Below are 25,777 nucleotides of genomic sequence, written 5' to 3'. Positions count from 1 at the left end.
CATCCGATCGCCCATTCAAAGCTATTTTAGATTAAAAAAAAATTCAAACTACATTTTTTAAATTCTAAAATAAGTTTAAAACAGGAATACTGAGAAAAATTTAAAACTGCCTCTTCTTTATCTGTCAAGTTTTGTACTTTTGAAAACTTTACAAAATCTCCATTATGTCACAACAAAAACGCCTGTTCCTTCTCGATGCTTATGCTTTAATCTTTCGTGGTTATTATGCTTTTATAAAAAATCCTCGAATCAATTCGAAAGGAATGGACACATCGGCCATTATGGGATTCATGAATTCCTTGATGGACGTAATAAAAAGAGAAAAACCGGATCATTTAGCCGTTGCTTTTGACAATGGCGGAAGTCAATTAAGAAACGACATATTCCCAGAGTATAAAGCCCATCGTGATGCGACGCCCGAAGCCATAAAAATTGCCATTCCATACATACAAGATTTGCTCAAAGCGATGCATATTCCTATCATAGAAGTCAAAGGTTACGAAGCAGATGATTTAATTGGAACCATTGCAAAGCAAGCCGAAAAACAGAATTACAAAGTCTTTATGGTTACCCCAGATAAGGATTTTGCACAACTTGTTTCCGAAAATATTTTCATGTACAAACCTGCTCGTATGGGTAATGGAATTGAAATTTGGGGAATTCCTGAAGTATTGGCAAAATTCGAAATTGAAAGACCAGATCAAGTGATTGATTTTCTTGGAATGATGGGTGATGCAGCTGATAATATTCCCGGATTACCCGGTGTAGGAGAAGTTACTGCGAAGAAATTGTTAAAGGAATTTGGAACTATGGAAAACCTTTTGGCAAATACTGACAAGCTAAAAGGAAAAATGAAAGAAAATATTGAAGCTAACGCAGCCAAAGGATTATTATCTAAAACTTTGGCCACTATTTTACTGGACTGCCCAGTTGTTTTCGACGAAACTGATTACGAACTATCAACTCCAGATGTAGAAAAAACGGATGCGCTTTTCAACGAATTAGAATTCCGAAGAATGGCGGAACAATTTGATGCAATATTTAAAAAAGGCGGAACTGCAACGGCGAATAAACCCGTTGATGAAGCCAAATTATACAAAAAAACACAACCCAAAAACGAAGAACAATTTGATCTTTTTGGGAGTACGATTCCTGATGAGACATCAGAAGAAACACGTCATCAATATTATAATTCACTAGAGAACACGGAACATTCCTATCAAATTATACAAGGTGATTTAGGACTGAAATTATTATTGCAAAATTTACAAAACCAATCTTCGGTTTGTTTTGATACTGAAACAACAGGATTAGATGCTTTACATGCAGAATTGGTAGGAATCTCATTTTCATATGAAAAAGGAAAAGGATTCTATGTTCCCTTTCCAGAAAACCAAGAAGAGGCGCAAACTTTAATCGAAAAATTCATTCCTTTTTTCGAAAATGAAAGTATTGAGAAAATTGGACAGAATTTAAAATATGATTTAAAAATTCTTTCGAATTACAATATTAAAGTAGAAGGAAAATTATTCGACACAATGATTGCCCATTATCTGATTAATCCGGATATGCGCCACAATATGGATATTTTAGCGGAAACCTATTTAAAATATTCACCAAAATCCATTGAAGCTTTAATTGGAAAAAAAGGAAAAAACCAAAAATCAATGCGTGATGTTGACTTGGAAGAGATTAAAGAATATGCCGTTGAAGATGCTGATGTTACCTTTCAACTCAAAGAAATATTCACTTTGGAATTAGACAAAACCGGCACCAAAAAACTTTTTGAGGAGATTGAAATTCCACTGGTAAAAGTCTTGGCCGATATGGAAAAAGAAGGAATTCGTGTAGATGTAGATTTCTTGAAATCACTATCAAAAACATTGGATGATGATATCAAAATACTAGAGGCAAAAATTTTTGAAGCTGCCGGCGAAAAATTCAATTTAGCGTCCCCAAAACAATTAGGCGATGTTTTATTCGACAAATTAAAAATTGGAGGAGTAAAACAAAAGAAAACCAAAACCGGTCAATATGCCACTGGTGAGGAAATCTTGAGTTATTTAGCCACTGAAAATCCAATTGTAAAAGATATTCTTGATTGGCGACAATTCGTAAAACTTCAAAACACCTATGTTGAGGCCTTGCCAAACCAAGTAGACAAAATTACAGATCGAATTCATACTGATTATATGCAAACTGTGGCGGCAACTGGACGTTTAAGTTCTAACAATCCAAACTTACAAAACATTCCAATTCGTACCGAACGCGGAAGACAAATCAGAAAAGCATTTGTTGCCAGAGATGAAAATCACACGATTGTTTCTGCCGATTATTCTCAAATAGAACTCCGCATTATTGCAGCATTGAGTGGTGAAGAAAATATGATTGCCGCCTTTCAAAATCATGAAGACATTCACAAATCAACCGCTTCAAAGGTATTTAATGTTCCTTTAGAAGAAGTTACCCGTGAACAACGAAGCCACGCCAAGACGGTAAATTTTGGTATTATTTATGGGGTTTCAGCATTTGGATTGAGTAACCAAACCTCTCTTTCCCGTTCTGAAAGTGCCGCTCTAATTGAAGCCTATTACAAAACATATCCTAAATTGAAAACCTATATTCAAGAACAAATTGAATATGCACGAGAAAATGGATTTGTACAAACGATTCTTGGCCGTCGCCGCTATTTGAAAGACATCAATTCAGCCAATGCTGTAGTTCGTGGTGCTTCGGAAAGAAATGCGGTAAATGCTCCAATACAAGGAAGTGCTGCCGACATTATCAAAATTGCGATGATAAACATTCATAAAAAACTAACATCTGAAAACTGGAAAAGCAAAATGCTGTTGCAGGTACATGATGAGCTTGTTTTTGATGTCCATAATTCGGAACTCGAAAAAATCCAACCAATGATAAAATCCGAAATGGAACATGCATTTAAACTTGACGTGCCTTTGGACGTCGATTTAGGAGCAGGAAAAGATTGGCTGGAAGCACATTAGAATTTATTATTTTCGAAATCTATACAAACATTGACTTAAAAACTATTCGTTAAAATACACAAAAAAAGCCATTCAAAATTTTGAATGGCTTTTTAAATACTCTTTTTAAGTTGTTACAATTTTCTTGTTGAATCTCTTTCTTTCAATTTTGTTTTGATTACAACTGTCTCATATGGCAAATCCTCCTCTTTTGATTCTAATCTGTCAATAAGCAATTTAGCAGCAACCTCCCCTATTTCTATACCATGCTGGCTTACGGTAGTTAAACTTGGTGACAATCTTCTGGAAGCAAGAATTCCGTCAGCGAAACCTATAATAGAAAGCTCTTTTGGAATTTTATACCCTTTTTTAAGACCAATTTTTAAAGCGGCCACAGAATCATTTTCATCCAAAGCAAAAATACCGTCAATTTTATTATTATCAAAAACAGCCTTAATTTTATCTTTCAAATGTGCCTCAGAATCAGTTCGAATAATTAAATTTTCATTTACGGGAATATTGTTATTTTCCAAAGCTTTGAGATACCCCTCAGCTCTTAATTTACCGACACTTAAATTATCTACAGAAGAAAATAAAGCTATATTCTTACAGCCTAAATTTATTAAATGCTGTGTCGAATTTAAAGCCGAATCAAAATCATCCACAATTACTTTATCACATTCTACCCCATCAGCAATTCTATCAAACATAACTATAGGAGTACCGTCATTTATAATTTCTTTGAAATGATTGTATTCATGAAGTTTTTGTGCTTCTTCTGAAACAGACAAAATAAACCCATCTATTGTTCCGTTACTCAACATTTCAAGGGTATGCGCTTCTTTTTCTAATGATTCATTAGAGATACACATAATAACATTATATCCTTTTTCATCAGCAACTTTTTCAATACCACTAAATACTTTTGCAAAAAAAGAATTCAGAATATTAGGAATAATTACCCCAATAGTTTTGGTTTTTCTATTTTTAAGATTCAAACCAATAACGTTTGGTTTGTAATTTTTTAGTTTTGCGTATTCTTTGATTTTGATTTTTGTTGATTCACTTATTTCAGGACTATCATTAAGTGCTTTTGAAACTGTGGAAACAGAGACATTTAGTTCTTTTGCAATTTGTTTTAAAGTTGCTTTAGCTTTCATAGGTCGGTATTTATTGCTTTCTAATGATTATAAAAAACAGGCCAATTTAAAAATAAATTTACAATTGTGTTTCTTAAACAAAATAGTTATTTCATATGTAAAAACTGCGTTTACAAAAGTGTAATATACAAATTTTATTCGACAACAAATGTAATACAATTATTGAAAGACCTATTATAAGTATAATTCAAAAAAACATGTCTTAAATTAAATCTAAATATACATTTGATTATCAGGACAAAAACAAGAGAAAAATAATCATTTAAGGTATTTGTATTTAAAATAATTAATTGTACTTTTGCAACCCCTTTATTGGGGATGGAATGTTTAATTAAAAAAATATTATGGACGCATTAAGCTACAAGACACAATCAGCAAGCAAAGCCACTGTTACAAAAGAGTGGATCGTTGTAGATGCTGATGGTCATAACTTAGGTCGTCTTGCTTCAAAAGTCGCTATGATTTTGAGAGGTAAGTACAAACCAAGTTACACACCACACGTGGACTGCGGAGATAACGTAATCGTTATCAACTCAGAAAAAATTAACCTTACAGGTAACAAAATGGATGAAAAAACATACATCCGTCACACTGGTTACCCAGGAGGTCAAAGAACTTTAACTGCTAAAGTATTGCAATCGAAAAATCCTGCATTACTAGTAGAAAAAGCGATAAAAGGGATGTTACCAAAAAACAAAATTGGTGCTGAACTTTTTAGAAATTTAAATGTTGTTGTAGGATCAGAGCACAAACAAGGGGCTCAAAAACCTAGAACAGTTAACCTTAACGATCTTAAGTAATGGGAGTTATTCACAAAATCGGTAGAAGAAAAACCGCTGTTGCACGTGTTTATGTTTCAGAAGGAACAGGAGTAATCACTGTAAACAAAAAAGCATTCGAAACGTACTTCCCAACTGCAACTTTACAGTACAAAGTTTTACAACCTATGTCTATGACAGAAAATGTAAGCAACTTTGACGTAAAAGTTAACGTTTACGGTGGTGGTTCAACTGGTCAAGCAGAAGCTGTAAGAATGGCATTAGCACGTGTTATGTGTGAAGTGAATGCTGAAAACAGAGCTATCTTGAAACCAGAAGGTTTATTAACAAGAGATCCAAGAATGGTTGAACGTAAGAAATTCGGTCAGAAGAAAGCTCGTAAGAGATTCCAATTCTCTAAACGTTAATATTACCTGTCTTGTTCAAATGGGACAAGACATTGTCAATTATTTATTGAAATTAAAAAAAACAGTTGTTGTTGCTCTCCTACCGAGGTAGGAAATAGTTTAGCATCTAAATGTATAAAGCCGAGAAATCGCCATTTATTCATTGCTAATCAACAGAACGTAAACTAGAACAAAATGGCAAACAAAGTAGAAGTAAAAGAATTACTAGAAGCAGGTGTTCACTTCGGACACATGACTAGAAAATGGGATCCAAACATGGCTCCTTACATTTATATGGAGCGTAATGGTATTCACATTATCAATCTATATAAAACTGCAGCAAAAATTGAAGAAGCTAATGAAGCTTTGAAAAAAATCGCTGCATCAGGTAGAAAAATATTATTCGTTGCTACCAAAAAACAAGCAAAAGACATCGTTGCTGAAAAAGCAAAAGCTGCAAACATGCCTTATATCACTGAAAGATGGCCTGGTGGAATGCTAACTAACTTCGTAACTATCCGTAAAGCTGTTAAAAAAATGGCTACTATTGATAAAATGAAGAAAGATGGTACATTCATGACCCTTTCTAAAAAAGAGCGTTTACAAGTTGATCGTCTTCGTGCTAAATTAGAGAAAAACTTAGGTTCAATCGCTGACATGTCTAGACTACCAGCTGCATTGTTCGTAGTTGATATCAAAGCGGAACACATTGCAATAAAAGAAGCTCAAAAATTAAACATTCCAGTTTTCGCAATGGTGGATACCAATTCTGACCCAAGAGAGGTTGAATTCGTAATCCCATCTAACGATGATGCTTCTAAATCAATTGATAAAATTTTATCTTTAGTTACAGCTGCAATTGTTGAAGGACTTTCTGATAGAGGTTCTGACAAAGAAGGTGAAGCTACTGCCGAAGTTGTTGCTCCTGCTGCTGAAGCCGTAGAAGTAGCTCCTGCTGCTGAAGTTGTTGCTCCCGTTACTGAAACAGTAACTCCTGCAACTAAAGAATAGATTAACATTTAATTCCAAGTTTTAAATTCCTCTCCATAAAAAATTAGAAACCTAAAGTTGATAATTTAATAAAATTGGAAATTGGATTTGATACTTGGAATTTTTTACTTTTAACCTTAAAAAATAATACATATGGCAACAATTACTGCTGCAGACGTAAATAAATTAAGAACAATCACTGGTGCAGGTATGATGGACTGCAAAAAAGCCTTGGTTGAAGCAGACGGAGATTTTGATTTAGCTATCGAAAACTTACGTAAAAAAGGGCAAAAAGTAGCCGCTAACCGTTCAGACAGAGAATCTACTGAAGGCGCTGCAATTGCTGTTGTAAATGCTGACAAAACTGCTGGTGTTGTGATCACATTGAACTGTGAGACTGACTTCGTAGGTATGAATGAAAACTTTGTCAAAATGGCTACTGAAATGGCTAATTTAGCATTGAATTTTGACAATAAAGAAGCATTTTTAGCTGCTGACTTCAACGGAGTTACTGTTGCTGATAAATTAATCGAGCAAACTGGAGTTATTGGTGAAAAACTGGAAATAAGAACTTTCGAAAAATTAGAAGGTGCTTTCATCGGGTCTTACATCCACTCTGGAAACAAAATTGCTACTTTAGTTAGTCTATCTGCAAAAATAGATGGTGCTGATGAAGTATCAAGAAACATCGCTATGCAAGCTGCAGCTATGTCACCTATCGCATTAGACGAAAGTGGTGTAGACGCTGAAACTATCGAAAAAGAAATAGAAATTGCTAAAGATATCCTACGTCAAGAAGGAAAACCAGAAGCAATGTTAGACAATATCGCTAAAGGTAAATTGGCTCGTTTCTTCAAAGACAATACTTTGGTAAACCAAGACTACATTAAAGATAATAAAATGAGCGTTGCTGCTTATGCTAAATCTTTAGATAAAGATCTTATCGTTACAGGTTTTAAAAGAGCCGCTTTAGGATAAAATCATTGCGAGGAACAAAACTGTGAATTTTACAGCCCGCATTTATTTATATAAAAAACCCATTTCGAAGTAATTTGAAATGGGTTTTTTATATTTTTTTATTTTACATAAGTTTTATCTTACTTGTTTTTTATTGAAATATGCCTAAAAATAGGTATTGTGTCTTAAAAAACTAAAATTTATTTTTGTAAGCAAACAAGATTTCTCCAAAATCTAAACCAAAAATTTATGAAAATAAAATTACTTACTGCCTTACTATTAATTTTTACAATCACTACATTAAATGCCCAATCAAAAGTTAAGAAGGGAGCTACAAACAAAAAAAACGTTAAAAAAACTATATTAAAAAAAGAGGTTCTGAGAGAGGAACCTGAAATTGTTGACAAACCAATTGTTGAGGAAGCGCCAGAATCAAATCCATTAAAAATCAAGTATCGAAGAAGTTCTCTATATACAATGATGGTAGAAGCCCCAAACATGCCTTATGCGGATTCTATTAAAAAATACTTTGTAACCAGCAAAATTCCGGACAAATTCAACAACCATAATCTAGACAAAAGGGTTTTAGAAAACTTGCCAAGCAACATCACTTCATCACCTAATGGAAATCCAGAAATATTTGGAGCCTTACTTACAGGAGCAAACAACAGTCCTTCACTTTCAACTTCGACAGGAATTTTAAGTACCATAACACAATCCCCATACCTGCAAGAATATCAGTCCGAAAGAAAAAGACTCGAAGATGAAGCAAAGGAAATTGGAGTTACTAAAAAGAAAAAAATAACTGAATACGCAGACAAAAGGGTTCAATTTGACAACCAAAGATATCAAAAAGAACTTGTTGACCTTATGCCTCAAGAAGTTAAAGACCAAATTAAACAAGCCCAAAAAGGGACAAATGACATAGCAAGGGAATTAGTCGCAAAATGGTTCGACCGCTCCCCCAAAGGGGGATTCAATATGAATTTGATTAAATCAAGAGGTAATTATGATGCAACAGTACTTGACATCGCTAAAGCAAGAGCCAGTAAAAGAGGACTAACTATGTTAGGCGATGCAGGTGAAGACCTAATAAAAAACACTTTTGTATTGATAAACGAATTCAAATATACAAACAAGGAAGAGGTTGCAAAAAAAGCAGGTGGCTGGTTAAATGCTGTTGGTACAGTGGCAAGTTATGTTCCAGGCGGATCAACACTATCAACTATTTCTAATGTGGCCGCAATAGGTGTTACTGTGGCCGGTAAAGGGTATATTGTTAAAACCAAAGCCCACTTATATCGATTGGATTGGAATGAAGAAGTCGCAGCAAAATTCTATAACGACTTTTGGGCAACAGATAAAAGTATAACTCCCACAAAGAAAAAAGCATTTGATGAAACTGATATTTTCAAGTTGGTTTATATAGGTACAGACGATTCATGGGCAGATGTACAATCTTCAATTTTTACAAATAAAACAGATATAAAATTAGTTGAAAGAGCCACGATGAAAGCAATTGACGCCGTAGTTGTAAAACTTCAAAAAAATCACGACGAATTCAAAACCAAAACCCCAATATATACAAACGAACCGCTCACGGCAAAAATCGGGTTAAAAGAAGGATTGAATGACAAATCTATATTTGATGTTTTGGAACAACAAATAGATGAAGATGGTATTCCTAAATATGTAAGCGTTGGTGTAATCAAAGTAGATACCACTTTCCCTATTTGGGATAATCGTTACGGAGCTGATGTAGAAAATCCTAACAATACAACCGATAAAACTTACTTCAAAAAAATTAGCGGTAACGATTTCTACCCAGGAATGCTCTTGGTTCAGAAAAAAGGAAAATAAGAACCTCAAATTAAATAAAAAATGAAAAAACAAATACTTACAGTATTATTAATACTTATTGCATCAGCATCAACTTTTGCTCAGTCCGGGAAACAAAAAAAAGCTGACAAAGCTACCGAAGCATGGAGATATGAGATAGAATGTGCAGGTGTAGGAACTGATGGAACTTACCTAATAAAAGTTTGGTCCTATTCTAAAAAACCAAGCATAGCCATTACACAAGCAAAAAAGAATGCAGTTCATGGTGTAATATTCAAAGGATTTGGTGGTGATGGCAGAGGTTGTGCATCCCAAAAACCTATGGCTACAAACCCTAACGTTGAAATGGAAAAAATGGATTTCTTTGAACCCTTTTTTGAAGAAGGCGGAAAATACATGAAATTCGTATCTGAATCAACGGACGGAATGGTTGATGCTTCTGACAGAATGAAAGTAGGTAAAGAATATAAAGTAGGAATAATTGTATCCGTATCTAAAGATGCATTAAGACGTGATTTAGAAATTGCTGGAATAATAAGAGGTCTCTCATCTGGTTTTTAACCGTAAAAATAAAAATATGAAACTTAAATTAACTTTAATCATCTGCCTTTTCACTCTAACGTTTATATATTCCCAGAAAAAAATATCTGGAAACTATATCTACAAGACCGAATGCATGGGCATTGAACATGATGGATCTTTGACCCTAAAAGCATGGGGAAACGGAAGAAATAGGGCTGATGCAGTGGAACAAGCTAAAAAAAATGCAGTTAGAGATGTGATATTTCAAAGTATTCTGGAAGGAAAACAAGATTGCTTAAAAAAACCGCTAATCACTGAGGTAAATGCTGAAGAAAAGTATGAAGATTATTTTAACAAATTCTTCACAGACGATGGCCAATATCTAAACTTCATTACAATAAAAGCCGAAAGGATTGGAGAAAAAATTAGCCGCGACAGAAAAAAAGCCAGAGAAAGTGTAACCAATGGTTTGCTGGTTACCGTATTGCGATCTGAATTGAAAAGCAAATTAATTGCTGACGGGATTATTAAAATAATAAAGTAATTATATACAATGAGAAAAACAACTACAAAAATATTTGCTATACTGTTTATACTTACGGTAAGTTTATCAAATGCTCAAGCAAAAAAACCAACAATTATGGTTGTACCAAGTGACGTCTGGTGCAATAAAAATGGCTATATGTTGGAATTCGACAATCAAGGCACCATCGTAAAAATACCAGATTACAAAAGAGCTTTTCAAGAAAATGCTGATTTATTAACTGTAATAAGTAAAATCAATGGGTTAATGGCCGAAAGAGGCTTTCCATTAAAAAATATGGAATCTGCTATAAAGACATTGGAATCTGAAAGTGCCGAAAATGTAATGTTAACTTCAAAATCTGGGGCTGGAATTGTTGAAAGTCCTATCGACAAATTGAAAAAAGTTGCTAAAGCTGATATCATCATGCAATTAACTTGGACCCTAAACAGTACTGGTCCAAAAAAATCAGTAAATTTCACTTTACAAGGGTTGGATTCATACACTGATAAAGAGATTGCAACAGCAACGGGTACTGGAGCCTCATCTTTCTCAGTAGAGTTACCGGTACTATTAGAAGAATCTGTGTTAGCGCATATTGATAATTTCAACACATCACTTCAAAAACATTTTGATGATATGTTTGAGAATGGAAGAGAAATTATCATTAGAGTAAAAAAATTCGATTCTTGGACTGGCGATTTGGAAAAAGAATACGATGGAAAAGAATTAAGTTCAGTTATTGAGAATTGGATGGCAGTAAATTCAGTAAAAGGACGTTATAACACTAGTGATGCCACAGAAAACACGATCCTTTTCGAACAAGTAAGAATTCCTCTTTATGATACAAGTGGAAAAGCTATTGATGCAAGAGGTTTTGCCAAAAGCCTACAAGACTTTTTGAAAAAAACTCCTTACACAATACCTAATAAATTGATGATAAAAGGGTTAGGCCAAGCAGTAATAGTTTTAGGCGAAAAATAATCTAAATAATAAAACATGAAAAAATTAATTAATAAATTCATATATAGTTTTGCAGCAATAGTAAGTTTTACAACTGTTTCTATAGCTCAAAATCCAGCTAAATCTGATGAGTTAGGAAAAATTGCACTTACAGCATACATTCCATCACAAGAAAGCATGCCCGAACTTACAACAAATATACTAACTAATAAATTGAATCAAATCATTAGCACAAATGGCATCGCTAATTCTAGTAACAATTCTAGATTTATCATCACTGCTAATGCAAATGTTATGACTAAAGATTTATTGGCAACTGCTCCTTCTATGACAGCATTGACATTAGATGTAACGTTATACATAGGAGATGGAATTGATGGTAAAAAATTCGCCAGCAAATCATTAACCTTAAAAGGTGTTGGCACTAATGAAACAAAAGCGTATCTCGATGCGATGAAATCTATTAATCAAAACGATGCCGGAATTCAATCATTTGTAACCAATGCAAAAAACAAAATTATAGATTATTATAATGCTAATTGTAATAAGTTAATTAAGGAAGTACAAGTTCTTGACAAACAAAACATGTACGAAGAAGCTATTTTCAAACTTACTTCTGTTCCAGTTGAATGTATTGAGTGTTATAACAAAACAATGGCAATAATCCCTGCTATTTACAAGAAAAAAATCAACAGAGATTGTTCAGTAAAATTAGCCGAAGCGAATCATCTATGGAATGCAAACCAAGATTATGACACGGCGGTTTCAGTTGGTGAAATCTTAAACTCAATTGACCCTAGTACTGCTTGTTTTAATGAAGTAAAAGCACTTTCTAACAGAGTTGGAAAAAGGATACTTGAAATTGACAAAAGAGAATGGAATCTAAACTATGAAAAAGAAGTTGGTTTGCAAAAAGATCTGATCAAAGCATATCACGATGTAGGTGTTGCCTATGGTAACGGTCAGCCAAAAAATGTTACTTACAACGTTATTGGTTGGTGGTAAAATATCAACTAAAAATAATCAAGGAGGCTATCTCACAACTCGTGAAACAGCCTCTTTTTTTTGTTTTTTTGTTGGCTCCCATCGGAGGATATGTCTCAAATCTTCAATCCGCAAGTACTTCTTTTAGTTTTGAGATGGCTTCTTTCTTTTCGACAAAAAACCTTAACTTTGATAAAACGAAACATTTTATGTTCAGATCCAAAAAAGATATTGTGTTTGTTATCCTAGCAGGAATTTTTATTACAAATGCGGTTGTGGCCGAATTAATTGGTGGAAAACTGATACAAATAGGTCCATTTGTAATGAGTATTGGCATATTACCTTGGCCGGTAGTTTTCCTAACTACCGATTTAATCAATGAATATTTTGGAGAAAAAGGAGTAAAAAAATTATCTTTGATAACCGCCGGCTTAATTGCTTACGCATTCATCCTCTTATTTTTAGCCATAAACATTCCTGCAGCCAAAGGAATAAGCCCGGTAAATGATGACCAGTTCTTTGCAGTTTTTGGGCAAAGCATGTGGATTATTGCCGGTAGTATAATCGCTTTTTTAGTTTCCCAATTGATTGATGTAAGCGTATTTTGGTTTTTCAAAAACAGGACTGGGGAACGAAAAATATGGTTAAGAACAACTGGCTCTACAGTCGTTTCCCAATTATTCGATTCCTTTATTGTATTAGGAATTGCATTTTGGTTACCCGGAAAAATCAACTTTGACACTTTTTTAAGTTCTGGGATAATCGGATATACATTCAAATTAGGAATTGCTATTTTATTGACACCATTAATTTATTTAGGACACCATTTAATAAAAAAATATTTATCAGAAGAAACAGAATAATCATGGAAGAAAAAACAAGATGCAAATGGTGTGTTGGTATTGCTATTTACGAAAAATACCATGACGAAGAATGGGGTGTCCCCGTGTATGATGACCAAAAATTATTTGAATTTTTAATCTTGGAAACTTTCCAAGCAGGATTAAGTTGGATTACAATCCTTAAAAAGAGAGAAAACTTCAAACTAGCTTTTGATGATTTTGACTATAAAAAAGTAGCACTTTTTACCGAAGATAAAATCCAAGAATTACTTCAAGATGCAGGAATTATTCGCAATCAGTTAAAAATTCGCGCCGCAGTTTCAAATGCGGTTGCCTTTATGAAGGTACAGGACGAGTTTGGTAGTTTTTCCAAATATATTTGGGAATTCACTGAAGGAAAACCAGTAAACAACAATAGAAAAACGCTAAAAGAAGTTCCTGCCACTACTCCACTTTCGGACGCTATCAGTAAAGATTTGAAAAAACGTGGGTTTAAATTTGTGGGTTCTACCGTAGTTTATGCACACATGCAAGCGACAGGAATGGTCAATGATCACGTCGAAGATTGTTGGAAAAAACAGTAACTTTTTCAAAATCAATAACAAAACAAGTTCGAAAAGTTTTATTTTTTTTCAAAATTTAAGAATCACATATTAAATAATATCCTATTTTTGCTCTACACTTTAGGGGTGTCTACAACATTGTAGGCTGAGAATTACCCTCTGAACCTGATCTAGTTCATACTAGCGTAGGGAAAAGTAAGATGACCTCCTTGTACATTTATGTACTCCTGTAGCCATTCCTAAAGTATAACTGTCCTGAAGTTTCGGGACTAAATTCAAAAGGAATGGAGCTTAAAATCAACAATCAAACGAAACAATTTACAACTGACAGTCTAACTGTTCAGACACTTCTTGACTTGGAAATTCCCATCAAACAAAACGGAATTGCCATAGCCATTAATAATACCGTGATTCCAAAATCCAACTGGAATTCTCACCCTATACAAGAAACCGACGACATTCTCATCATCTCTGCAACTCAAGGAGGATAGTTTGGCTGCTCGGGCGGGCTATCCATTTCAAGTCCGCAGTTGCAATCCTATAAAACATAGTCTTAGCCAAAGCTTCCTTACGGTCGCTTCATTAATCCTTGTTTTATTTGGCTTTCCACTTTACGGGCTTTCCATTACTATCCCTAGCAGAAGACAAACACTCCTAAAATATAAAATTCAAACAAATGAATAACGAAGAAAAAATCTCAAGAACTCCTTTCCCAAATTCTACAAAAATTTACGTAGACGGAATCCTTCATCCCATAAAAGTAGCGATGCGAGAAATTGCATTGGCAGACACTAAAATGTCAAATGGCAGAATAGAAAAAAACCCACCGGTAACCGTTTACGATACTTCAGGTCCATTCACCGACCCCAATATCGAAATTGACATTCGAAAAGGATTGCCTCGGATTCGGGAACAATGGATTTTGGACCGTAATGATGTGGAAGAATTAACTGAAATCTCTTCCGAATATGGAAAAAAACGTTTGAATGACGAAAAACTAAACGAATTGCGTTTTGAATATTTGCACAAACCCATGCGGGCCAAAAAAGGGGCCAACGTATCCCAATTATATTACGCAAAACAGGGAATTATCACACCCGAAATGGAATACATTGCCATTCGTGAAAACCAACGCTTGGAGTTGATAAATGAACAAACCAAGGCGATGCAATGCCAACACGGCGGAAACAGTTTTGGAGCTAACACGCCAAAATCCAAGATCACACCTGAATTTGTCCGTAGTGAAGTTGCCAGAGGTCGTGCTATTATTCCAAACAACATCAACCACCCCGAAAGCGAACCTATGATTGTAGGTCGTAACTTCTTGGTAAAAATTAATGCTAACATTGGAAACAGTGCCGTAACCTCAACTATCGAAGAAGAAGTTGAAAAAGCAGTTTGGGCTTGCCGTTGGGGAGCTGATACGATTATGGATTTATCAACAGGTAAAAACATTCACGAAACCAGAGAATGGATTATTCGAAATTCTCCCGTGCCAATTGGAACCGTGCCTATCTACCAAGCTTTGGAAAAAGTAAATGGAGTTGCTGAAGATTTGACTTGGGAAGTATTCCGCGACACTTTAATAGAACAAGCGGAACAAGGCGTTTCCTATTTCACTATTCATGCCGGTGTTTTATTGCGTTACATTCACTTAACAGCCGACCGTGTTACCGGAATTGTTTCCCGTGGTGGTTCTATCATGGCAAAATGGTGTTTATTTCACCATAAAGAAAATTTTCTTTACACCCATTTCGAGGAGATTTGCGAAATCATGAAACAGTATGACGTAGCCTTTTCATTAGGAGATGGTTTACGCCCTGGTTCTATTGCCGATGCGAATGATGCCGCTCAATTTGCCGAATTGGAGACTCTTGGCGAACTGACAAAAATAGCTTGGAAACACGATGTTCAAGTATTTATTGAAGGTCCTGGTCACGTACCGATGCACATGATTAAGGAAAACATGGACAAACAATTAGAACATTGTGACGAAGCTCCTTTTTATACTTTAGGGCCATTAACAACTGATATCGCTCCGGGTTATGACCACATCACTTCTGCTATTGGTGCGGCAATGATTGGCTGGTATGGCTGTGCGATGTTGTGCTACGTGACACCAAAAGAACACCTTGGTTTACCCAACAAAAAAGACGTAAAAGATGGTGTTATCACTTATAAGATTTCGGCTCATGCCGCTGATTTGGCCAAAGGTCATCCAGGATCGCAATACCGTGACAATGCATTGAGCAAAGCACGTTTTGAATTCCGTTGGGAAGATCAATTCAACTTGTCATTAGACCCCGATACAGCCCGTGAATTCCACGATGAAACATTACCGGCAGATGGCGCAAAAGTAGCTCATTTTTGTTCCATGTGCGGACCAAAATTCTGCTCAATGAAGATCTCACAAGAAATTCGTGATGTTGCTGAAGCTGAAAAAGGGATGCAAGAGAAATCACAAGAATTTGTAGAAAGCGGAAAAGAAATTTATAGCTAAATAAATGATAGTTATTTCCAATCCTACCTCTATAAAGAATGAAATCATACTCATTCATTCGCTTTTCGCTGAAGGATTAGCGTTATTTCACATCAGAAAACCTTATTTTTCTGAAGATGATATGAAAACATATTTATCTGAAATAGGATTGGAATATAATAATCGATTGGTTTTACACCACCACCACCAGTTGGCGGAAGACTTTGGAATTACCAGAATCCATCTTACAGAAAAAATAAGAATCGAAACATCTGAGGAAAGTTTGAAAAAATGGAAAGAACGAGAATTTAAACTCTCCACTTCCATCCACAATATGGTTGATTTTGAAAAATTATCCAATGTATTTGATTATGCTTTTTTTGGGCCGGTTTTCGAAAGTATTTCTAAACCAAATTACGCTTCGAATAGTGACTTTGAAAAAGAATTAAAAAAAAGAAATAACAACAAAACTGCATTAATTGCACTTGGAGGAATTACATCCGATAAAATCAAAACCGCATTAGAATATGGCTTTGACGATGTGGCACTTTTAGGTACCATTTGGAACAGTAATAATCCAATAGAAAATTTTAAACTATGCAAGAAAGCAGACCTTTCGTATTAACAATTGCAGGCTTTGATCCTTCTGGAGGCGCAGGAGTTTTGGCGGATGCGAAAACATTCGAGCAACATCATGTATATGGTTTTGCTGTCAATACCAGCAACACCATTCAAACCGAAAATGAGTTCTTCGAAATGCAATGGACTGACATAGATTTTGTTTTGAAATCACTGGACAAATTGCTTCAAAAGTATACTATCAAAGCAGTAAAAATTGGAATTATTCCTTCGTTAGATTATTTAAAAAAAATTGTTTCACTTGTAAAAAAGCTTTCGCCAAAAACAAAAATAGTTTGGGATACGGTTTTGAAATCCAGTAGCGAATTCAATTTTATAACGATTGAAAATCAAGCTATTTTGATCGAAATCTTAAAAAAAATAGATTTAATAACGCCCAATTACAATGAGATTTCGCAACTGTCTTCTGAAGAAATTAATGCAGAAACAATTGCAGTAACCCTTTCAAAACATTGCGCCGTTTTACTAAAAGGGGGACATAATCCTTCAGCAATTGGCATTGATTATCTATATGCCGGAAGTAAAATCTTCAGGCTTGCGCCAAATAACACTTTGGTTTTCGAAAAACATGGTTCCGGCTGTGTATTATCATCCGCGATTACGGCAAATTTAGCTTTAGGACAAGACCTGAAAACAGCTTGCATTAATGCCAAAAAATATATAGAAACTTACTTAGAATCTAACCATACAAAATTAGGATACCACCATGTATAATAAACTACAATACATTTCGCAAGGAAATACAGTCGAAGAACAATTGCATAATATCCACAAAGCGCTGGACAATGGTTGCGATTGGATACAAGTACGATTCAAAAATCAAAACGCTCTTGAAGTTTTCACTTTGGCGGAAGCCGTAAAAATATTATGTAAAGAATATCTAGCAGTTTTCATCATCAATGACAACGTAAATTTAGCACAACAATTGGATGCCGATGGAGTCCATTTAGGTTTGAGTGACATGAATGTTGCTGAAGCCCGACTACTTTTGGGAAAAACAAAAATCATTGGAGGAACTGCAAATACTTTTGAAGATGTGCTCCAAAGAACAGCCGAAAATTGTGATTATATAGGTCTGGGGCCGTTTCAATTTACGGCAACCAAACAAAATTTAAGCCCAATTTTAGGACTTGAAGGGTATCGATTGATTACCGAACAAATGAAAATAAAAAACATCCAAATTCCCATTTATGCCATTGGAGGCATCACACTGGAAAATGTTGAGAGCTTAATGGAAACTGGAATTTATGGTATTGCCGTTTCTGGTTTGATTACACAAAGCGAAAATCCATCCCAACTTATCAATCAACTTAACGACAACTTATATGCTACCATTTAAAATAGGAGACAAAACCTTTCAATCCCGCTTGTTTTTAGGCACAGGGAAATTCGGTTCCAATCAACAGATGGAAGAAGCGATTTTAGCTTCGGGAAGCGAATTAGTAACCGTAGCATTAAAACGCGTGGATTTAGAAACCAAAACCGATGCCATTTTATCACATCTTAAACATCCACTAATTAATTTGTTACCCAATACTTCTGGCGCACGAAATGCTAAAGAAGCCATTTTTGCAGCACAATTAGCTCGGGAGGCATTAGAAACCAATTGGCTTAAACTGGAAATTCATCCCGATCCAAAATATTTGATGCCCGATGCAATCGAAACTTTAAAAGCTACCGAGGCATTAGCCAAATTAGGATTTATCATTTTGCCATATATCCATGCGGATCCTGTTTTATGTAAACGACTGGAAGACGCCGGAACTTCGGCGGTGATGCCATTAGGTTCCCCAATTGGCAGTAACAAAGGATTAAAAACCATTGACTTTTTAGAAATAATAATCGAACAGAGCAAAGTTCCCGTGATTATAGATGCCGGAATTGGCGCACCATCTGATGCGGCAAAAGCAATGGAACTTGGGGCCGATGCCGTTTTGGTAAACACAGCCATTGCCGCTGCCGGAAACCCAATATTGATGGCAGAGGCTTTTAGAGAAGCAGTTATTGCAGGTCGAAAAGCCTACGAAGCGCAATTAGCACAAAAAGTAAATCGTGCGATGGCTTCAAGTCCTTTGACAGCGTTTTTGTATGAGTAAGATATTTTTAGTCTATTTACAAGAAAACCACTAAAAAAATGGCACGCAGATTTTGCAGATCTACGCAGATAAAAAACTTAAAAAAATATGCTAAAATTCGCAGAATTTGAGTGCAACAGGAATTTATAATTGTATTAAAATAACTACATTTAATTTTTAATTAGTACTAATCTTTAAATTTCTTAAAGATGACAGAAAATGAAATTTCATATGAAATACGAGGAGCAATTTTCAAGGTATACAACACACTCGGTCCAGGTTTATTTGAATCTGTTTATGAAAGTGCTTTGTATTATGAATTAACTAAAATAAATTTAAAAGTTGAAAGACAACTTGAAATCAGTATTCCTTACGACGAAATCATATTAGATGTTGCTTTTAAAATTGATTTATTAGTAGAAGACAAAGTAATTATTGAGTTAAAATCGGTTGAGGATTTAGCGCCTATACATTATAAACAAATTACAAACTATTTAAAACTTACCAATAAAAAATTAGGCCTACTTGTCAATTTCAATACTATCAATATATTAGATGACATCAAAAGAATTGCAAATAGAATATAAATTGAGGATTAAAAATTAGGACGCAGATTTTGCGTGCCAAAAAACAGCATATTCTTTTGGCGGTAAAAAAACAAAACAATGAAAACATTTAAATCGGTTTTTGACAACTACGATTGGGACATCATTAAATCCAAAATATACAGCACCACTGCACAGGAAGTTGAACAGGCTTTGGCCAAAAGCAAACGTAGTCTCGATGATTTTCTGGCATTAATCTCACCTGCTGCGCAACCCTATTTAGAGCAAATGGCACAACAGGCCCATGAATTAACCAAAAAAAGATTTGGCAAAACGATTCAGATGTATGCTCCTTTGTATTTAAGCAACGAATGTCAAAACATTTGCACCTATTGCGGTTTTAGTTTAGATAACAAAATCAAGCGAAAAACACTTACCGAAAGTGAAATTACGCTAGAAATTGAGGTCTTAAAAAAAGCGGGATTTGATCATGTTTTGTTGGTTACTGGTGAAGCAAATCATACCGTAAACATTCATTATTTTCTAAAGACGATTGCTCTAATAAAAAATGATTTTTCTACCATTTCAGCCGAAGTGCAACCCTTGTCAACAGAAGAATACAAGCAATTGCATGATGCTGGTATCTATTCGATTTTAGTGTACCAAGAAACGTATCATCGTGATGTTTACAAGCAATACCACACAAAAGGAAAAAAATCCAATTTCGATTTTCGTTTGGAAACACCGGACCGAGTAGGAACTGCAGGTATTCATAAAATTGGTTTGGGTGTTTTATTAGGATTGGAAGATTGGCGTACGGACAGTTTTTTCAATGCCTTGCATTTAGATTATTTACAAAAAATGTATTGGCAAACTAAATATGCAGTTTCTTTCCCCAGATTAAGACCAGCAGAAGGAGTTATTGAGCCCAACTTTATAATGGATGATACCGATTTGACCCAACTCATTTGTGCCTACCGTTTGTGGAATGAAGATTTAGAAATCTCCATGTCAACTCGTGAGAACGAAAAATTCCGTGATAATATTATTCCAATTGGGATTACAAGTATGAGTGCTGGTTCTAAAACTAATCCAGGTGGTTATGTGGTTGATCCACAATCATTAGAGCAATTTGAAATCAGTGACGAACGATCGGCTTCGGAGATTGCGAAAGTCATTTCAAGTAGAGGATACGAACCCGTTTGGAAAGACTGGGACAGAAGTTACACGAATATAGATTAACATTTAAGAATACAGAATTATGAGTATTATTCAGGATTTTTTACGCTACAACCGACAAATGCTGTTACCGGAAATAGGTGATTCAGGACAGGAAAAACTCAAGAAAGCTAGAGTTCTAGTGATTGGTGCTGGCGGATTAGGGTGTCCTATCTTGCAATATATAGCAACGGCCGGAGTAGGAACTATTGGAATAGTAGATTTTGACACAATAGAATTACACAACCTTCACCGTCAAATTCTATATACGGAGAAACACGTTGGTCAATCAAAAGCAATTACGGCAAAATCGGTTTTGGAAACTTTAAATCCATTGATTGACATTATTGCTTTTGAAGAAAAACTAACTATTGAAAACGCCACACAAATCATCATGAATTTTGATGTAGTTGTTGATGGGAGTGATAATTTTGCTACTCGTTATTTAGTAAACGATACTTGTGTAATGCTAAGAAAACCATTAGTCTACGGTAGCATTTTAAACTTTGAGGGACAAATGGCAGTTTTTAATCATAATGGAAATAAAAATCTTCGTGACTTATTCCCTGAACCACCAAATCCAAAAGATATTCCCAATTGTAATTTGAATGGCGTATTAGGCACTCTCCCGGGGATGATTGGCACAATGATGGCGCATGAAACTTTAAAGCTGATTATGGATTTACCAACATTAGACAATGAATTGGTTCTTTTTAATACACTGGATTGGAGTTTTAAAAAATTAGACTTTTAATATTATTTACTTTTCAATATTTCCATAAAATCCGTTCTTTCAATTTCTCTACAGCCCAAACTTTCAAGATGAGGGTTATACACCTGACAATCCAGCAATTTATAATTGGCTGCCTTTAACTGGTTGACCAATGCAATAAAAGCCACTTTAGAAGCATTCGAAACTGTAGAAAACATACTTTCCCCACAGAAAACATGTCCTAAATCGACACCATACAAACCGCCTACCAATTCATCCTCTTGCCAAACCTCTACTGATTTAGCACTACCTAATCCGTTCAATTTGCAATAGGCCTCAATCATATCATTGGTAATCCAAGTCCCGTTTTGACCATCGCGTTTTATATTTTGACAATTAGAGATTACATCCCTAAAATTTTGATTAAACGTAACCTTGAAAATATTTCTATTGAGAATATTACGCATACTCTTGGAAACAATCAATTCATCCAGAAATAGAACCATTCTGGGGTTAGGTGACCACCAAGTAATAGGTTCTCCATCTTCAAACCATGGAAAAATCCCATTCGTATAAGCAAGCTGTAAACGCTCAGTCGACAAATCTCCTCCAAAAGCAAGAATACCTGTCGAATTAGTCTGAGAAACTGAAGGGAAGAATAGTTCTTTAGTTAAATAATACATTCTTTATTAAAAAATAAAACCCGACAGTTAAAAGATAGCTGTCGGGTTTGATTACTGCATCAATAGAAAATCAAATGATTAGAATGGTAAATCGTCTGCTTCTTCTTCGTTTAAGTTTGTTGCTGGTGCAAATGCTTCAGCAGCTGGCATTGGAGGCATTTGTGCAGAAGGAGCTTCAGCTTGAACTTTTCCTATTCTCCATCCTTGGATTGTATTGAAATAAACAGTCTCTCCCTGAGGATTTGTCCATTCTCTTCCTCTTAAATTAATATCAATTTTCACAGGCTCACCTACTTGAAAACCGTTCAATAAGTCACATTTATCCTGAACAAACTGAACTAGAATATGTTGTGGATATTGCTCATCAGTAGTAACAACTACATCTCTTTTTTTGAAACCTCCAGATCCAACTTCTTTAGTTTGATCGATCATTTTAATTTTTCCTGTAACTTCCATCTTCTATGTTTTAATTGTTTTGCTCTATTTTTTTCTTTCAGCCAAAAGTACTTTCCATGCTGAAAACACATCATTACTATCTAAATATTTTTTAGCTTCTAAGTGTACTTTTATAGTATCATCGGAGCTTAAAACGCCTTTTACAGCAAAATTCTGTTTTACAAATATACTAACTTCTTCCATTGTAGGCAAGGCTTCAATATTACCTAACATTCCTAAATCATTTCCGTTAAAAACAGTGCTTTCCTTTATAAAATTAGGGATTGCATCTACACCTATTCCTAATGTTGACAATGGCTTTGGCACTTCAAAAAGTCCTTGGTTTGACCTAGAATACCAATTGCCGCCTAATCTTGAAACTAAATCTATTTTATACTGATCAATTGCTCCGTTTTCGTCTAAAATGGATTCGTCAATATGAATTCGCAATACTTCACAAAGAATCAAATTTCCTGCGCCTCCTTCACTTCCCAAAGGAATAATCTGAGTAACTTTACATTCAAATTGAACTGGTGATTCTTTTACTCTAAATGGCTTTACAACATCCGAAGGAATCGGCGTCAAACCTGATTTCACAAACTCATTGACACTATCAGCATACTCCGTACTTGCGAGAGATGTTTGTTGAACCATATCATAATTCACTACATTAATTACCACTTCTCGAGTTGCTTCGGCATTGATTAAAGTATGTTTAATCGAATTATCCCGAACTCGTCTTGCTGGTGAAAAAATAAGGATTGGCGGATTAGCACTGAACACATTGAAGAAACTAAAAGGCGATACATTAGGAATTCCATTAGCACCAATAGTACTTGCAAAAGCGATAGGTCTTGGTCCAACAGAGCTTTGCAAATAGCCTTGCAACTTAGCCGTTTCAATACTTTTAGGATCAATACTAATCATATATTTTTAATTTATCTTCGAAAGATACAAAAGTAGACAAATGAATCAAGTTTAAGAAGTAGTAATCGAGATTTAGAATAAAAATAGGATATAATTTTTTGAAAAAAAATTCTTTAATTAAAACTAAAATACTAGAGCATTTATTTCGTTATATTTATAATTCAAAATTTAATTTATGCAGTTTTCTGAAAGAAGAAATACAACCCGTTGGATTATTATTTTTGCTTCCTTTTTAATAATTTCATTGATTCTTTGGAATACCTATACTTTTTTTCAAATCTTTAAAAATGAAGAACGATTAAAAATGAACCTTTGGGCAAAAGCACAAAAAACACTGATTAATGCAGGTGAAAATACGGATGTAGAGCTTCCGCTTCAGATTTTCAGTAACAACACCTCAATTCCCATAATACTTACAGAGAATGACAGCATCATAAATACGGTAAATATTGACGATGCAATTGTAAAAAACAAACCGAAGGCAAACGCATTTTTACATGATTTAAAAAACGAAAATGACCCCATTGTAATTGAATATGTACCTGGAAAATTTCAAAAACTATATTATGGCAATTCGGCATTACTGAACAAACTAAAATATTACCCTATTGCTTTATTGCTCATTATAGTATTATTTGGCGGCTTAGTCTATAATTTCTATCGAAGTACCAAAATGGCCACGCAAAATAAACTTTGGGCAGGAATGGCAAAAGAAACCGCGCACCAAATAGGAACCCCACTTTCATCCTTAATTGGCTGGGTAGAACTCTTGAAATCCGAAAATGTAGATGAAAGCACTACTTTCGAAATTGAAAAAGACATTGAACGCCTACAAACCATAACAGATCGTTTTTCGAAAATAGGTTCGGAACCAAAATTAGAAGACAAGGACATTGTAGCAGAAACACTTCAATCTTATGATTATTTACAATCTCGATTTTCAAAACAAATTGAATTTTCATTTAAAGCACCAAAATCAACTATTATGGTCTCGCTTAATCCTACTTTACACAGTTGGACGATAGAAAATCTGGTAAAAAATGCTATCGATGCCATGAAAGGAAGAGGAAAATTAGCTTTAGAAATTGAGCAAGAAGGTAACTCTGTCAATATAAACATCATAGATTCTGGAGGCGGAATTCAAAAAAAACAATTCAAAACCATATTTGAACCCGGTTTCACCACTAAAAAAAGGGGTTGGGGATTGGGTCTTTCTTTAACCAAAAGAATTGTGGAAGAATACCATAAAGGAACTATAAAGGTCTTGAATTCCGAAATAGGAAAAGGAACAACAATGCAAGTCAGTTTTAAAAAAAGCAATTTAGTTTAACGGAACTCCAAACCAAGAAACCTTTGTAAACATAGTCTTTCTGACAATTTTTGACTTACTTAAATATTCCTGCACAAATGACTCATGTTCTTTTGCTTGTACTAAAACATCATTGATTGATTTTTTTAACGAAGTCAAATTGGAAGAATTATCAGTCCCAACGGAACCTATCGTATAAATGGCATCTTGGCATTTGGCTAATTTTTCAATAGGAGCTTGAATCATGCTACTAATTTCATCGTCAGATAAAGTGGGCTTAAACTTATTATTTCTATAATGAACAAAGTCATTTAATAAATCGACAGCCTCATTGTAATTGTTGACTATTGAATTTAATTTTTCAACATTCGAATTTTGTCGCAAATAAGTTATCTCTTTCTTTTTCCCTTCCAAACGTTCTAAAATCATGGTATTTTTAACTCCATTTTTTTCTATCCTTGCTGCAGACTCAAATAATTTATCAATTTCTGATAAAGTATTTAATTTAGCAATTTCATTCTCAAAATTGAAGTATTTCTTGGATTTATTGATTTGAGTTACCCCTTCATAAAACTCATTATTGGTAATTGGATAATTTAGAAACTGCCATAAATAATCAAAAGGAATGTGAGAAGAAATCAATTTTGCGGGTTCTGCCTTAAAATAAGTCTCATTTAATTTTTTAAAAAATTTCCCATTATTTACATAGCCTGAACCCCAGGTAGGGTCAAATAAATACCACTTATTATCAATTTTAGCAGTACACCAGGCATGAGCCAAGTTTGCCACTTTCCCATATTGCTTTGTATAGCCTTCTATTATGTATGATTGTATCCCAATTTTATTCGAAATATCATTAAAAACGGTAGCATAATGAATACAGACCCCTTTCTTTGTTTTTAAGGTTTTTGTTATTTGTTCTTGTGGAGTTTCATTAAAGTTTACCGTAAACATATTAGCAACATCGTAGCTAATATTTGATGCAGTCCAATAAAAAACAGCACGAATTTTATCGGAATCAGTTTTAAAGTTAGCATTTATATAATTAGCAATCGCCTCAGTAGAATTAGTGGAAATAGCAGCCATTTTCTTGTCAATCAAAGCATATCCTGCATTCTGACCGAAACTTAAAACGGATAAAAATAAAAAAAGTAGTATATAAATATTTTTCATCTTACTAAGTAGACTCATAAATTAAAAGGGAATAGATTTTCACCTATTCCCTTTCTGAACGAAAACCGTACCAATTTATTTTATTTGTAC

The 25,777-nt window shown here is 34.5% G+C and carries 27 protein-coding genes and 1 riboswitch; of the genes, 22 read left to right on the top strand and 5 right to left on the bottom strand.

What is annotated here, in order from left to right:
• Positions 1 to 164 precede the first annotated feature (164 nt).
• Positions 165 to 3,005 carry a DNA polymerase I gene (gene polA / locus ACNQGG_RS02125; RefSeq protein ID WP_417961087.1) on the top strand — a complete coding sequence of 947 codons (2,841 nt, stop codon included), beginning with the start codon at positions 165 to 167 and terminating at the stop codon, positions 3,003 to 3,005.
• Positions 3,006 to 3,118: 113 nt separating this feature from the next.
• Here the strand turns inward: polA and ACNQGG_RS02120 are convergent, their stop codons facing one another.
• A complete protein-coding gene (locus ACNQGG_RS02120; protein WP_417961085.1) occupies positions 3,119 to 4,144 on the bottom strand; it encodes a LacI family DNA-binding transcriptional regulator in 1,026 nt (341 codons plus the stop codon).
• 344 nt (positions 4,145 to 4,488) lie between these two features.
• Between ACNQGG_RS02120 and rplM the strand changes: the two genes are divergently transcribed.
• The 20 genes from rplM (at position 4,489) to ACNQGG_RS02020 (ending at position 21,202) form a co-directional block, all read left to right on the top strand.
• Entirely contained in the window at positions 4,489 to 4,944 is a 456-nt protein-coding gene (rplM, locus tag ACNQGG_RS02115) for a 50S ribosomal protein L13 (RefSeq protein WP_416842602.1), read from the top strand.
• Positions 4,944 to 5,330, top strand: coding sequence for a 30S ribosomal protein S9 (rpsI, locus tag ACNQGG_RS02110; protein ID WP_066080508.1), 387 nt, complete (start codon positions 4,944 to 4,946; stop codon positions 5,328 to 5,330). Before rplM ends, rpsI begins: the two co-directional genes overlap by 1 nt.
• A 174-nt stretch (positions 5,331 to 5,504) precedes the next feature.
• The gene (gene rpsB / locus ACNQGG_RS02105) at positions 5,505 to 6,320 is read left to right on the top strand and encodes a 30S ribosomal protein S2 (RefSeq protein ID WP_417961083.1); all 816 of its coding nucleotides are present in this window, start codon (positions 5,505 to 5,507) and stop codon (positions 6,318 to 6,320) included.
• A gap of 132 nt (positions 6,321 to 6,452) precedes the next feature.
• Complete coding sequence (tsf, locus tag ACNQGG_RS02100; RefSeq protein ID WP_417961080.1) at positions 6,453 to 7,277, top strand: translation elongation factor Ts; 825 nt, start codon at positions 6,453 to 6,455, stop codon at positions 7,275 to 7,277.
• Between the two features lie 228 nt (positions 7,278 to 7,505).
• On the top strand, positions 7,506 to 9,116 hold the full coding sequence (locus ACNQGG_RS02095) for a hypothetical protein (protein ID WP_417961078.1): 1,611 nt from the start codon (positions 7,506 to 7,508) through the stop codon (positions 9,114 to 9,116).
• Positions 9,117 to 9,137: 21 nt separating this feature from the next.
• A complete protein-coding gene (locus ACNQGG_RS02090) occupies positions 9,138 to 9,656 on the top strand; it encodes a hypothetical protein (RefSeq protein ID WP_417961076.1) in 519 nt (172 codons plus the stop codon).
• 115 nt (positions 9,657 to 9,771) lie between these two features.
• The gene (locus ACNQGG_RS02085) at positions 9,772 to 10,161 is read left to right on the top strand and encodes a hypothetical protein (protein WP_417961074.1); all 390 of its coding nucleotides are present in this window, start codon (positions 9,772 to 9,774) and stop codon (positions 10,159 to 10,161) included.
• A 9-nt stretch (positions 10,162 to 10,170) separates the two neighbouring features.
• Positions 10,171 to 11,124 carry a DUF6175 family protein gene (locus ACNQGG_RS02080; protein ID WP_417961072.1) on the top strand — a complete coding sequence of 318 codons (954 nt, stop codon included), beginning with the start codon at positions 10,171 to 10,173 and terminating at the stop codon, positions 11,122 to 11,124.
• Between the two features lie 15 nt (positions 11,125 to 11,139).
• The gene (locus tag ACNQGG_RS02075) at positions 11,140 to 12,108 is read left to right on the top strand and encodes a hypothetical protein (protein WP_417961070.1); all 969 of its coding nucleotides are present in this window, start codon (positions 11,140 to 11,142) and stop codon (positions 12,106 to 12,108) included.
• A 188-nt stretch (positions 12,109 to 12,296) separates the two neighbouring features.
• Complete coding sequence (locus ACNQGG_RS02070) at positions 12,297 to 12,950, top strand: queuosine precursor transporter (protein WP_417961068.1); 654 nt, start codon at positions 12,297 to 12,299, stop codon at positions 12,948 to 12,950.
• A 2-nt stretch (positions 12,951 to 12,952) separates the two neighbouring features.
• Positions 12,953 to 13,513, top strand: a complete 561-nt coding sequence (locus tag ACNQGG_RS02065; protein ID WP_417961065.1) for a DNA-3-methyladenine glycosylase I — start codon at positions 12,953 to 12,955, stop codon at positions 13,511 to 13,513.
• 91 nt (positions 13,514 to 13,604) lie between these two features.
• Positions 13,605 to 13,701: riboswitch (TPP riboswitch) on the top strand.
• A gap of 75 nt (positions 13,702 to 13,776) precedes the next feature.
• Entirely contained in the window at positions 13,777 to 13,983 is a 207-nt protein-coding gene (thiS, locus tag ACNQGG_RS02060; RefSeq protein ID WP_417961063.1) for a sulfur carrier protein ThiS, read from the top strand.
• Positions 13,984 to 14,168: 185 nt separating this feature from the next.
• Positions 14,169 to 15,992 carry a phosphomethylpyrimidine synthase ThiC gene (gene thiC, locus ACNQGG_RS02055; RefSeq protein ID WP_417961061.1) on the top strand — a complete coding sequence of 608 codons (1,824 nt, stop codon included), beginning with the start codon at positions 14,169 to 14,171 and terminating at the stop codon, positions 15,990 to 15,992.
• A 4-nt stretch (positions 15,993 to 15,996) separates the two neighbouring features.
• On the top strand, positions 15,997 to 16,596 hold the full coding sequence (locus ACNQGG_RS02050; RefSeq protein ID WP_417961059.1) for a thiamine phosphate synthase: 600 nt from the start codon (positions 15,997 to 15,999) through the stop codon (positions 16,594 to 16,596).
• Positions 16,569 to 17,324 carry a hydroxymethylpyrimidine/phosphomethylpyrimidine kinase gene (locus ACNQGG_RS02045; RefSeq protein WP_417961057.1) on the top strand — a complete coding sequence of 252 codons (756 nt, stop codon included), beginning with the start codon at positions 16,569 to 16,571 and terminating at the stop codon, positions 17,322 to 17,324. The genes ACNQGG_RS02050 and ACNQGG_RS02045 overlap by 28 nt, the downstream gene beginning before the upstream one ends.
• Positions 17,317 to 17,949 carry a thiamine phosphate synthase gene (locus ACNQGG_RS02040; protein WP_417961055.1) on the top strand — a complete coding sequence of 211 codons (633 nt, stop codon included), beginning with the start codon at positions 17,317 to 17,319 and terminating at the stop codon, positions 17,947 to 17,949. Before ACNQGG_RS02045 ends, ACNQGG_RS02040 begins: the two co-directional genes overlap by 8 nt.
• On the top strand, positions 17,936 to 18,706 hold the full coding sequence (locus tag ACNQGG_RS02035; RefSeq protein WP_417961053.1) for a thiazole synthase: 771 nt from the start codon (positions 17,936 to 17,938) through the stop codon (positions 18,704 to 18,706). The genes ACNQGG_RS02040 and ACNQGG_RS02035 overlap by 14 nt, the downstream gene beginning before the upstream one ends.
• Positions 18,707 to 18,894: 188 nt before the next feature.
• Positions 18,895 to 19,272 carry a GxxExxY protein gene (locus ACNQGG_RS02030; protein ID WP_417961051.1) on the top strand — a complete coding sequence of 126 codons (378 nt, stop codon included), beginning with the start codon at positions 18,895 to 18,897 and terminating at the stop codon, positions 19,270 to 19,272.
• 78 nt (positions 19,273 to 19,350) lie between these two features.
• Positions 19,351 to 20,472, top strand: coding sequence for a 2-iminoacetate synthase ThiH (gene thiH / locus ACNQGG_RS02025; RefSeq protein ID WP_417961049.1), 1,122 nt, complete (start codon positions 19,351 to 19,353; stop codon positions 20,470 to 20,472).
• 19 nt (positions 20,473 to 20,491) lie between these two features.
• Positions 20,492 to 21,202 carry a HesA/MoeB/ThiF family protein gene (locus ACNQGG_RS02020; protein WP_417961047.1) on the top strand — a complete coding sequence of 237 codons (711 nt, stop codon included), beginning with the start codon at positions 20,492 to 20,494 and terminating at the stop codon, positions 21,200 to 21,202.
• 2 nt (positions 21,203 to 21,204) lie between these two features.
• Here the strand turns inward: ACNQGG_RS02020 and aat are convergent, their stop codons facing one another.
• From aat to ACNQGG_RS02005, 3 genes are all read right to left on the bottom strand, one after another.
• A complete protein-coding gene (gene aat / locus ACNQGG_RS02015) occupies positions 21,205 to 21,843 on the bottom strand; it encodes a leucyl/phenylalanyl-tRNA--protein transferase (RefSeq protein WP_417961045.1) in 639 nt (212 codons plus the stop codon).
• Positions 21,844 to 21,921: 78 nt separating this feature from the next.
• A complete protein-coding gene (locus ACNQGG_RS02010; protein WP_417961043.1) occupies positions 21,922 to 22,299 on the bottom strand; it encodes a DUF3127 domain-containing protein in 378 nt (125 codons plus the stop codon).
• A gap of 24 nt (positions 22,300 to 22,323) precedes the next feature.
• Positions 22,324 to 23,205, bottom strand: coding sequence for a flavin reductase family protein (locus ACNQGG_RS02005; RefSeq protein ID WP_417961041.1), 882 nt, complete (start codon positions 23,203 to 23,205; stop codon positions 22,324 to 22,326).
• 175 nt (positions 23,206 to 23,380) lie between these two features.
• On the opposite strand from ACNQGG_RS02005, the gene ACNQGG_RS02000 reads away from it, so the two are divergent.
• Positions 23,381 to 24,535 (top strand): sensor histidine kinase, encoded by a 1,155-nt coding sequence (locus ACNQGG_RS02000; RefSeq protein WP_417961039.1) that lies wholly within the window; start codon positions 23,381 to 23,383, stop codon positions 24,533 to 24,535.
• Here the strand turns inward: ACNQGG_RS02000 and ACNQGG_RS01995 are convergent.
• Positions 24,527 to 25,687, bottom strand: coding sequence for a transglutaminase domain-containing protein (locus ACNQGG_RS01995; protein WP_417961037.1), 1,161 nt, complete (start codon positions 25,685 to 25,687; stop codon positions 24,527 to 24,529). The two genes, ACNQGG_RS02000 and ACNQGG_RS01995, sit on opposite strands and share 9 nt — an antisense overlap.
• Positions 25,688 to 25,777: the final 90 nt, after the last annotated feature.

Source organism: Flavobacterium esculini (genome assembly GCF_048284325.1).
Taxonomy (GTDB): Bacteria; Bacteroidota; Bacteroidia; order Flavobacteriales; family Flavobacteriaceae; genus Flavobacterium.
This window is presented reverse-complemented; position numbering and strand designations above follow the sequence as displayed.

What these genes read in the sequence shown, in the direction of transcription:
- polA (WP_417961087.1), top strand. Translation starts at nt 165, where the DNA reads ATGTCACAACAAAAACGCCTGTTCCTTCTCGATGCTTATGCTTTAATC.
- ACNQGG_RS02120 (WP_417961085.1), bottom strand. Translation starts at nt 4,144, where the DNA reads ATGAAAGCTAAAGCAACTTTAAAACAAATTGCAAAAGAACTAAATGTC.
- rplM (WP_416842602.1), top strand. Translation starts at nt 4,489, where the DNA reads ATGGACGCATTAAGCTACAAGACACAATCAGCAAGCAAAGCCACTGTT.
- rpsI (WP_066080508.1), top strand. Translation starts at nt 4,944, where the DNA reads ATGGGAGTTATTCACAAAATCGGTAGAAGAAAAACCGCTGTTGCACGT.
- rpsB (WP_417961083.1), top strand. Translation starts at nt 5,505, where the DNA reads ATGGCAAACAAAGTAGAAGTAAAAGAATTACTAGAAGCAGGTGTTCAC.
- tsf (WP_417961080.1), top strand. Translation starts at nt 6,453, where the DNA reads ATGGCAACAATTACTGCTGCAGACGTAAATAAATTAAGAACAATCACT.
- ACNQGG_RS02095 (WP_417961078.1), top strand. Translation starts at nt 7,506, where the DNA reads ATGAAAATAAAATTACTTACTGCCTTACTATTAATTTTTACAATCACT.
- ACNQGG_RS02090 (WP_417961076.1), top strand. Translation starts at nt 9,138, where the DNA reads ATGAAAAAACAAATACTTACAGTATTATTAATACTTATTGCATCAGCA.
- ACNQGG_RS02085 (WP_417961074.1), top strand. Translation starts at nt 9,772, where the DNA reads ATGGGCATTGAACATGATGGATCTTTGACCCTAAAAGCATGGGGAAAC.
- ACNQGG_RS02080 (WP_417961072.1), top strand. Translation starts at nt 10,171, where the DNA reads ATGAGAAAAACAACTACAAAAATATTTGCTATACTGTTTATACTTACG.
- ACNQGG_RS02075 (WP_417961070.1), top strand. Translation starts at nt 11,140, where the DNA reads ATGAAAAAATTAATTAATAAATTCATATATAGTTTTGCAGCAATAGTA.
- ACNQGG_RS02070 (WP_417961068.1), top strand. Translation starts at nt 12,297, where the DNA reads ATGTTCAGATCCAAAAAAGATATTGTGTTTGTTATCCTAGCAGGAATT.
- ACNQGG_RS02065 (WP_417961065.1), top strand. Translation starts at nt 12,953, where the DNA reads ATGGAAGAAAAAACAAGATGCAAATGGTGTGTTGGTATTGCTATTTAC.
- thiS (WP_417961063.1), top strand. Translation starts at nt 13,777, where the DNA reads ATGGAGCTTAAAATCAACAATCAAACGAAACAATTTACAACTGACAGT.
- thiC (WP_417961061.1), top strand. Translation starts at nt 14,169, where the DNA reads ATGAATAACGAAGAAAAAATCTCAAGAACTCCTTTCCCAAATTCTACA.
- ACNQGG_RS02050 (WP_417961059.1), top strand. Translation starts at nt 15,997, where the DNA reads ATGATAGTTATTTCCAATCCTACCTCTATAAAGAATGAAATCATACTC.
- ACNQGG_RS02045 (WP_417961057.1), top strand. Translation starts at nt 16,569, where the DNA reads ATGCAAGAAAGCAGACCTTTCGTATTAACAATTGCAGGCTTTGATCCT.
- ACNQGG_RS02040 (WP_417961055.1), top strand. Translation starts at nt 17,317, where the DNA reads ATGTATAATAAACTACAATACATTTCGCAAGGAAATACAGTCGAAGAA.
- ACNQGG_RS02035 (WP_417961053.1), top strand. Translation starts at nt 17,936, where the DNA reads ATGCTACCATTTAAAATAGGAGACAAAACCTTTCAATCCCGCTTGTTT.
- ACNQGG_RS02030 (WP_417961051.1), top strand. Translation starts at nt 18,895, where the DNA reads ATGACAGAAAATGAAATTTCATATGAAATACGAGGAGCAATTTTCAAG.
- thiH (WP_417961049.1), top strand. Translation starts at nt 19,351, where the DNA reads ATGAAAACATTTAAATCGGTTTTTGACAACTACGATTGGGACATCATT.
- ACNQGG_RS02020 (WP_417961047.1), top strand. Translation starts at nt 20,492, where the DNA reads ATGAGTATTATTCAGGATTTTTTACGCTACAACCGACAAATGCTGTTA.
- aat (WP_417961045.1), bottom strand. Translation starts at nt 21,843, where the DNA reads ATGTATTATTTAACTAAAGAACTATTCTTCCCTTCAGTTTCTCAGACT.
- ACNQGG_RS02010 (WP_417961043.1), bottom strand. Translation starts at nt 22,299, where the DNA reads ATGGAAGTTACAGGAAAAATTAAAATGATCGATCAAACTAAAGAAGTT.
- ACNQGG_RS02005 (WP_417961041.1), bottom strand. Translation starts at nt 23,205, where the DNA reads ATGATTAGTATTGATCCTAAAAGTATTGAAACGGCTAAGTTGCAAGGC.
- ACNQGG_RS02000 (WP_417961039.1), top strand. Translation starts at nt 23,381, where the DNA reads ATGCAGTTTTCTGAAAGAAGAAATACAACCCGTTGGATTATTATTTTT.
- ACNQGG_RS01995 (WP_417961037.1), bottom strand. Translation starts at nt 25,687, where the DNA reads ATGAAAAATATTTATATACTACTTTTTTTATTTTTATCCGTTTTAAGT.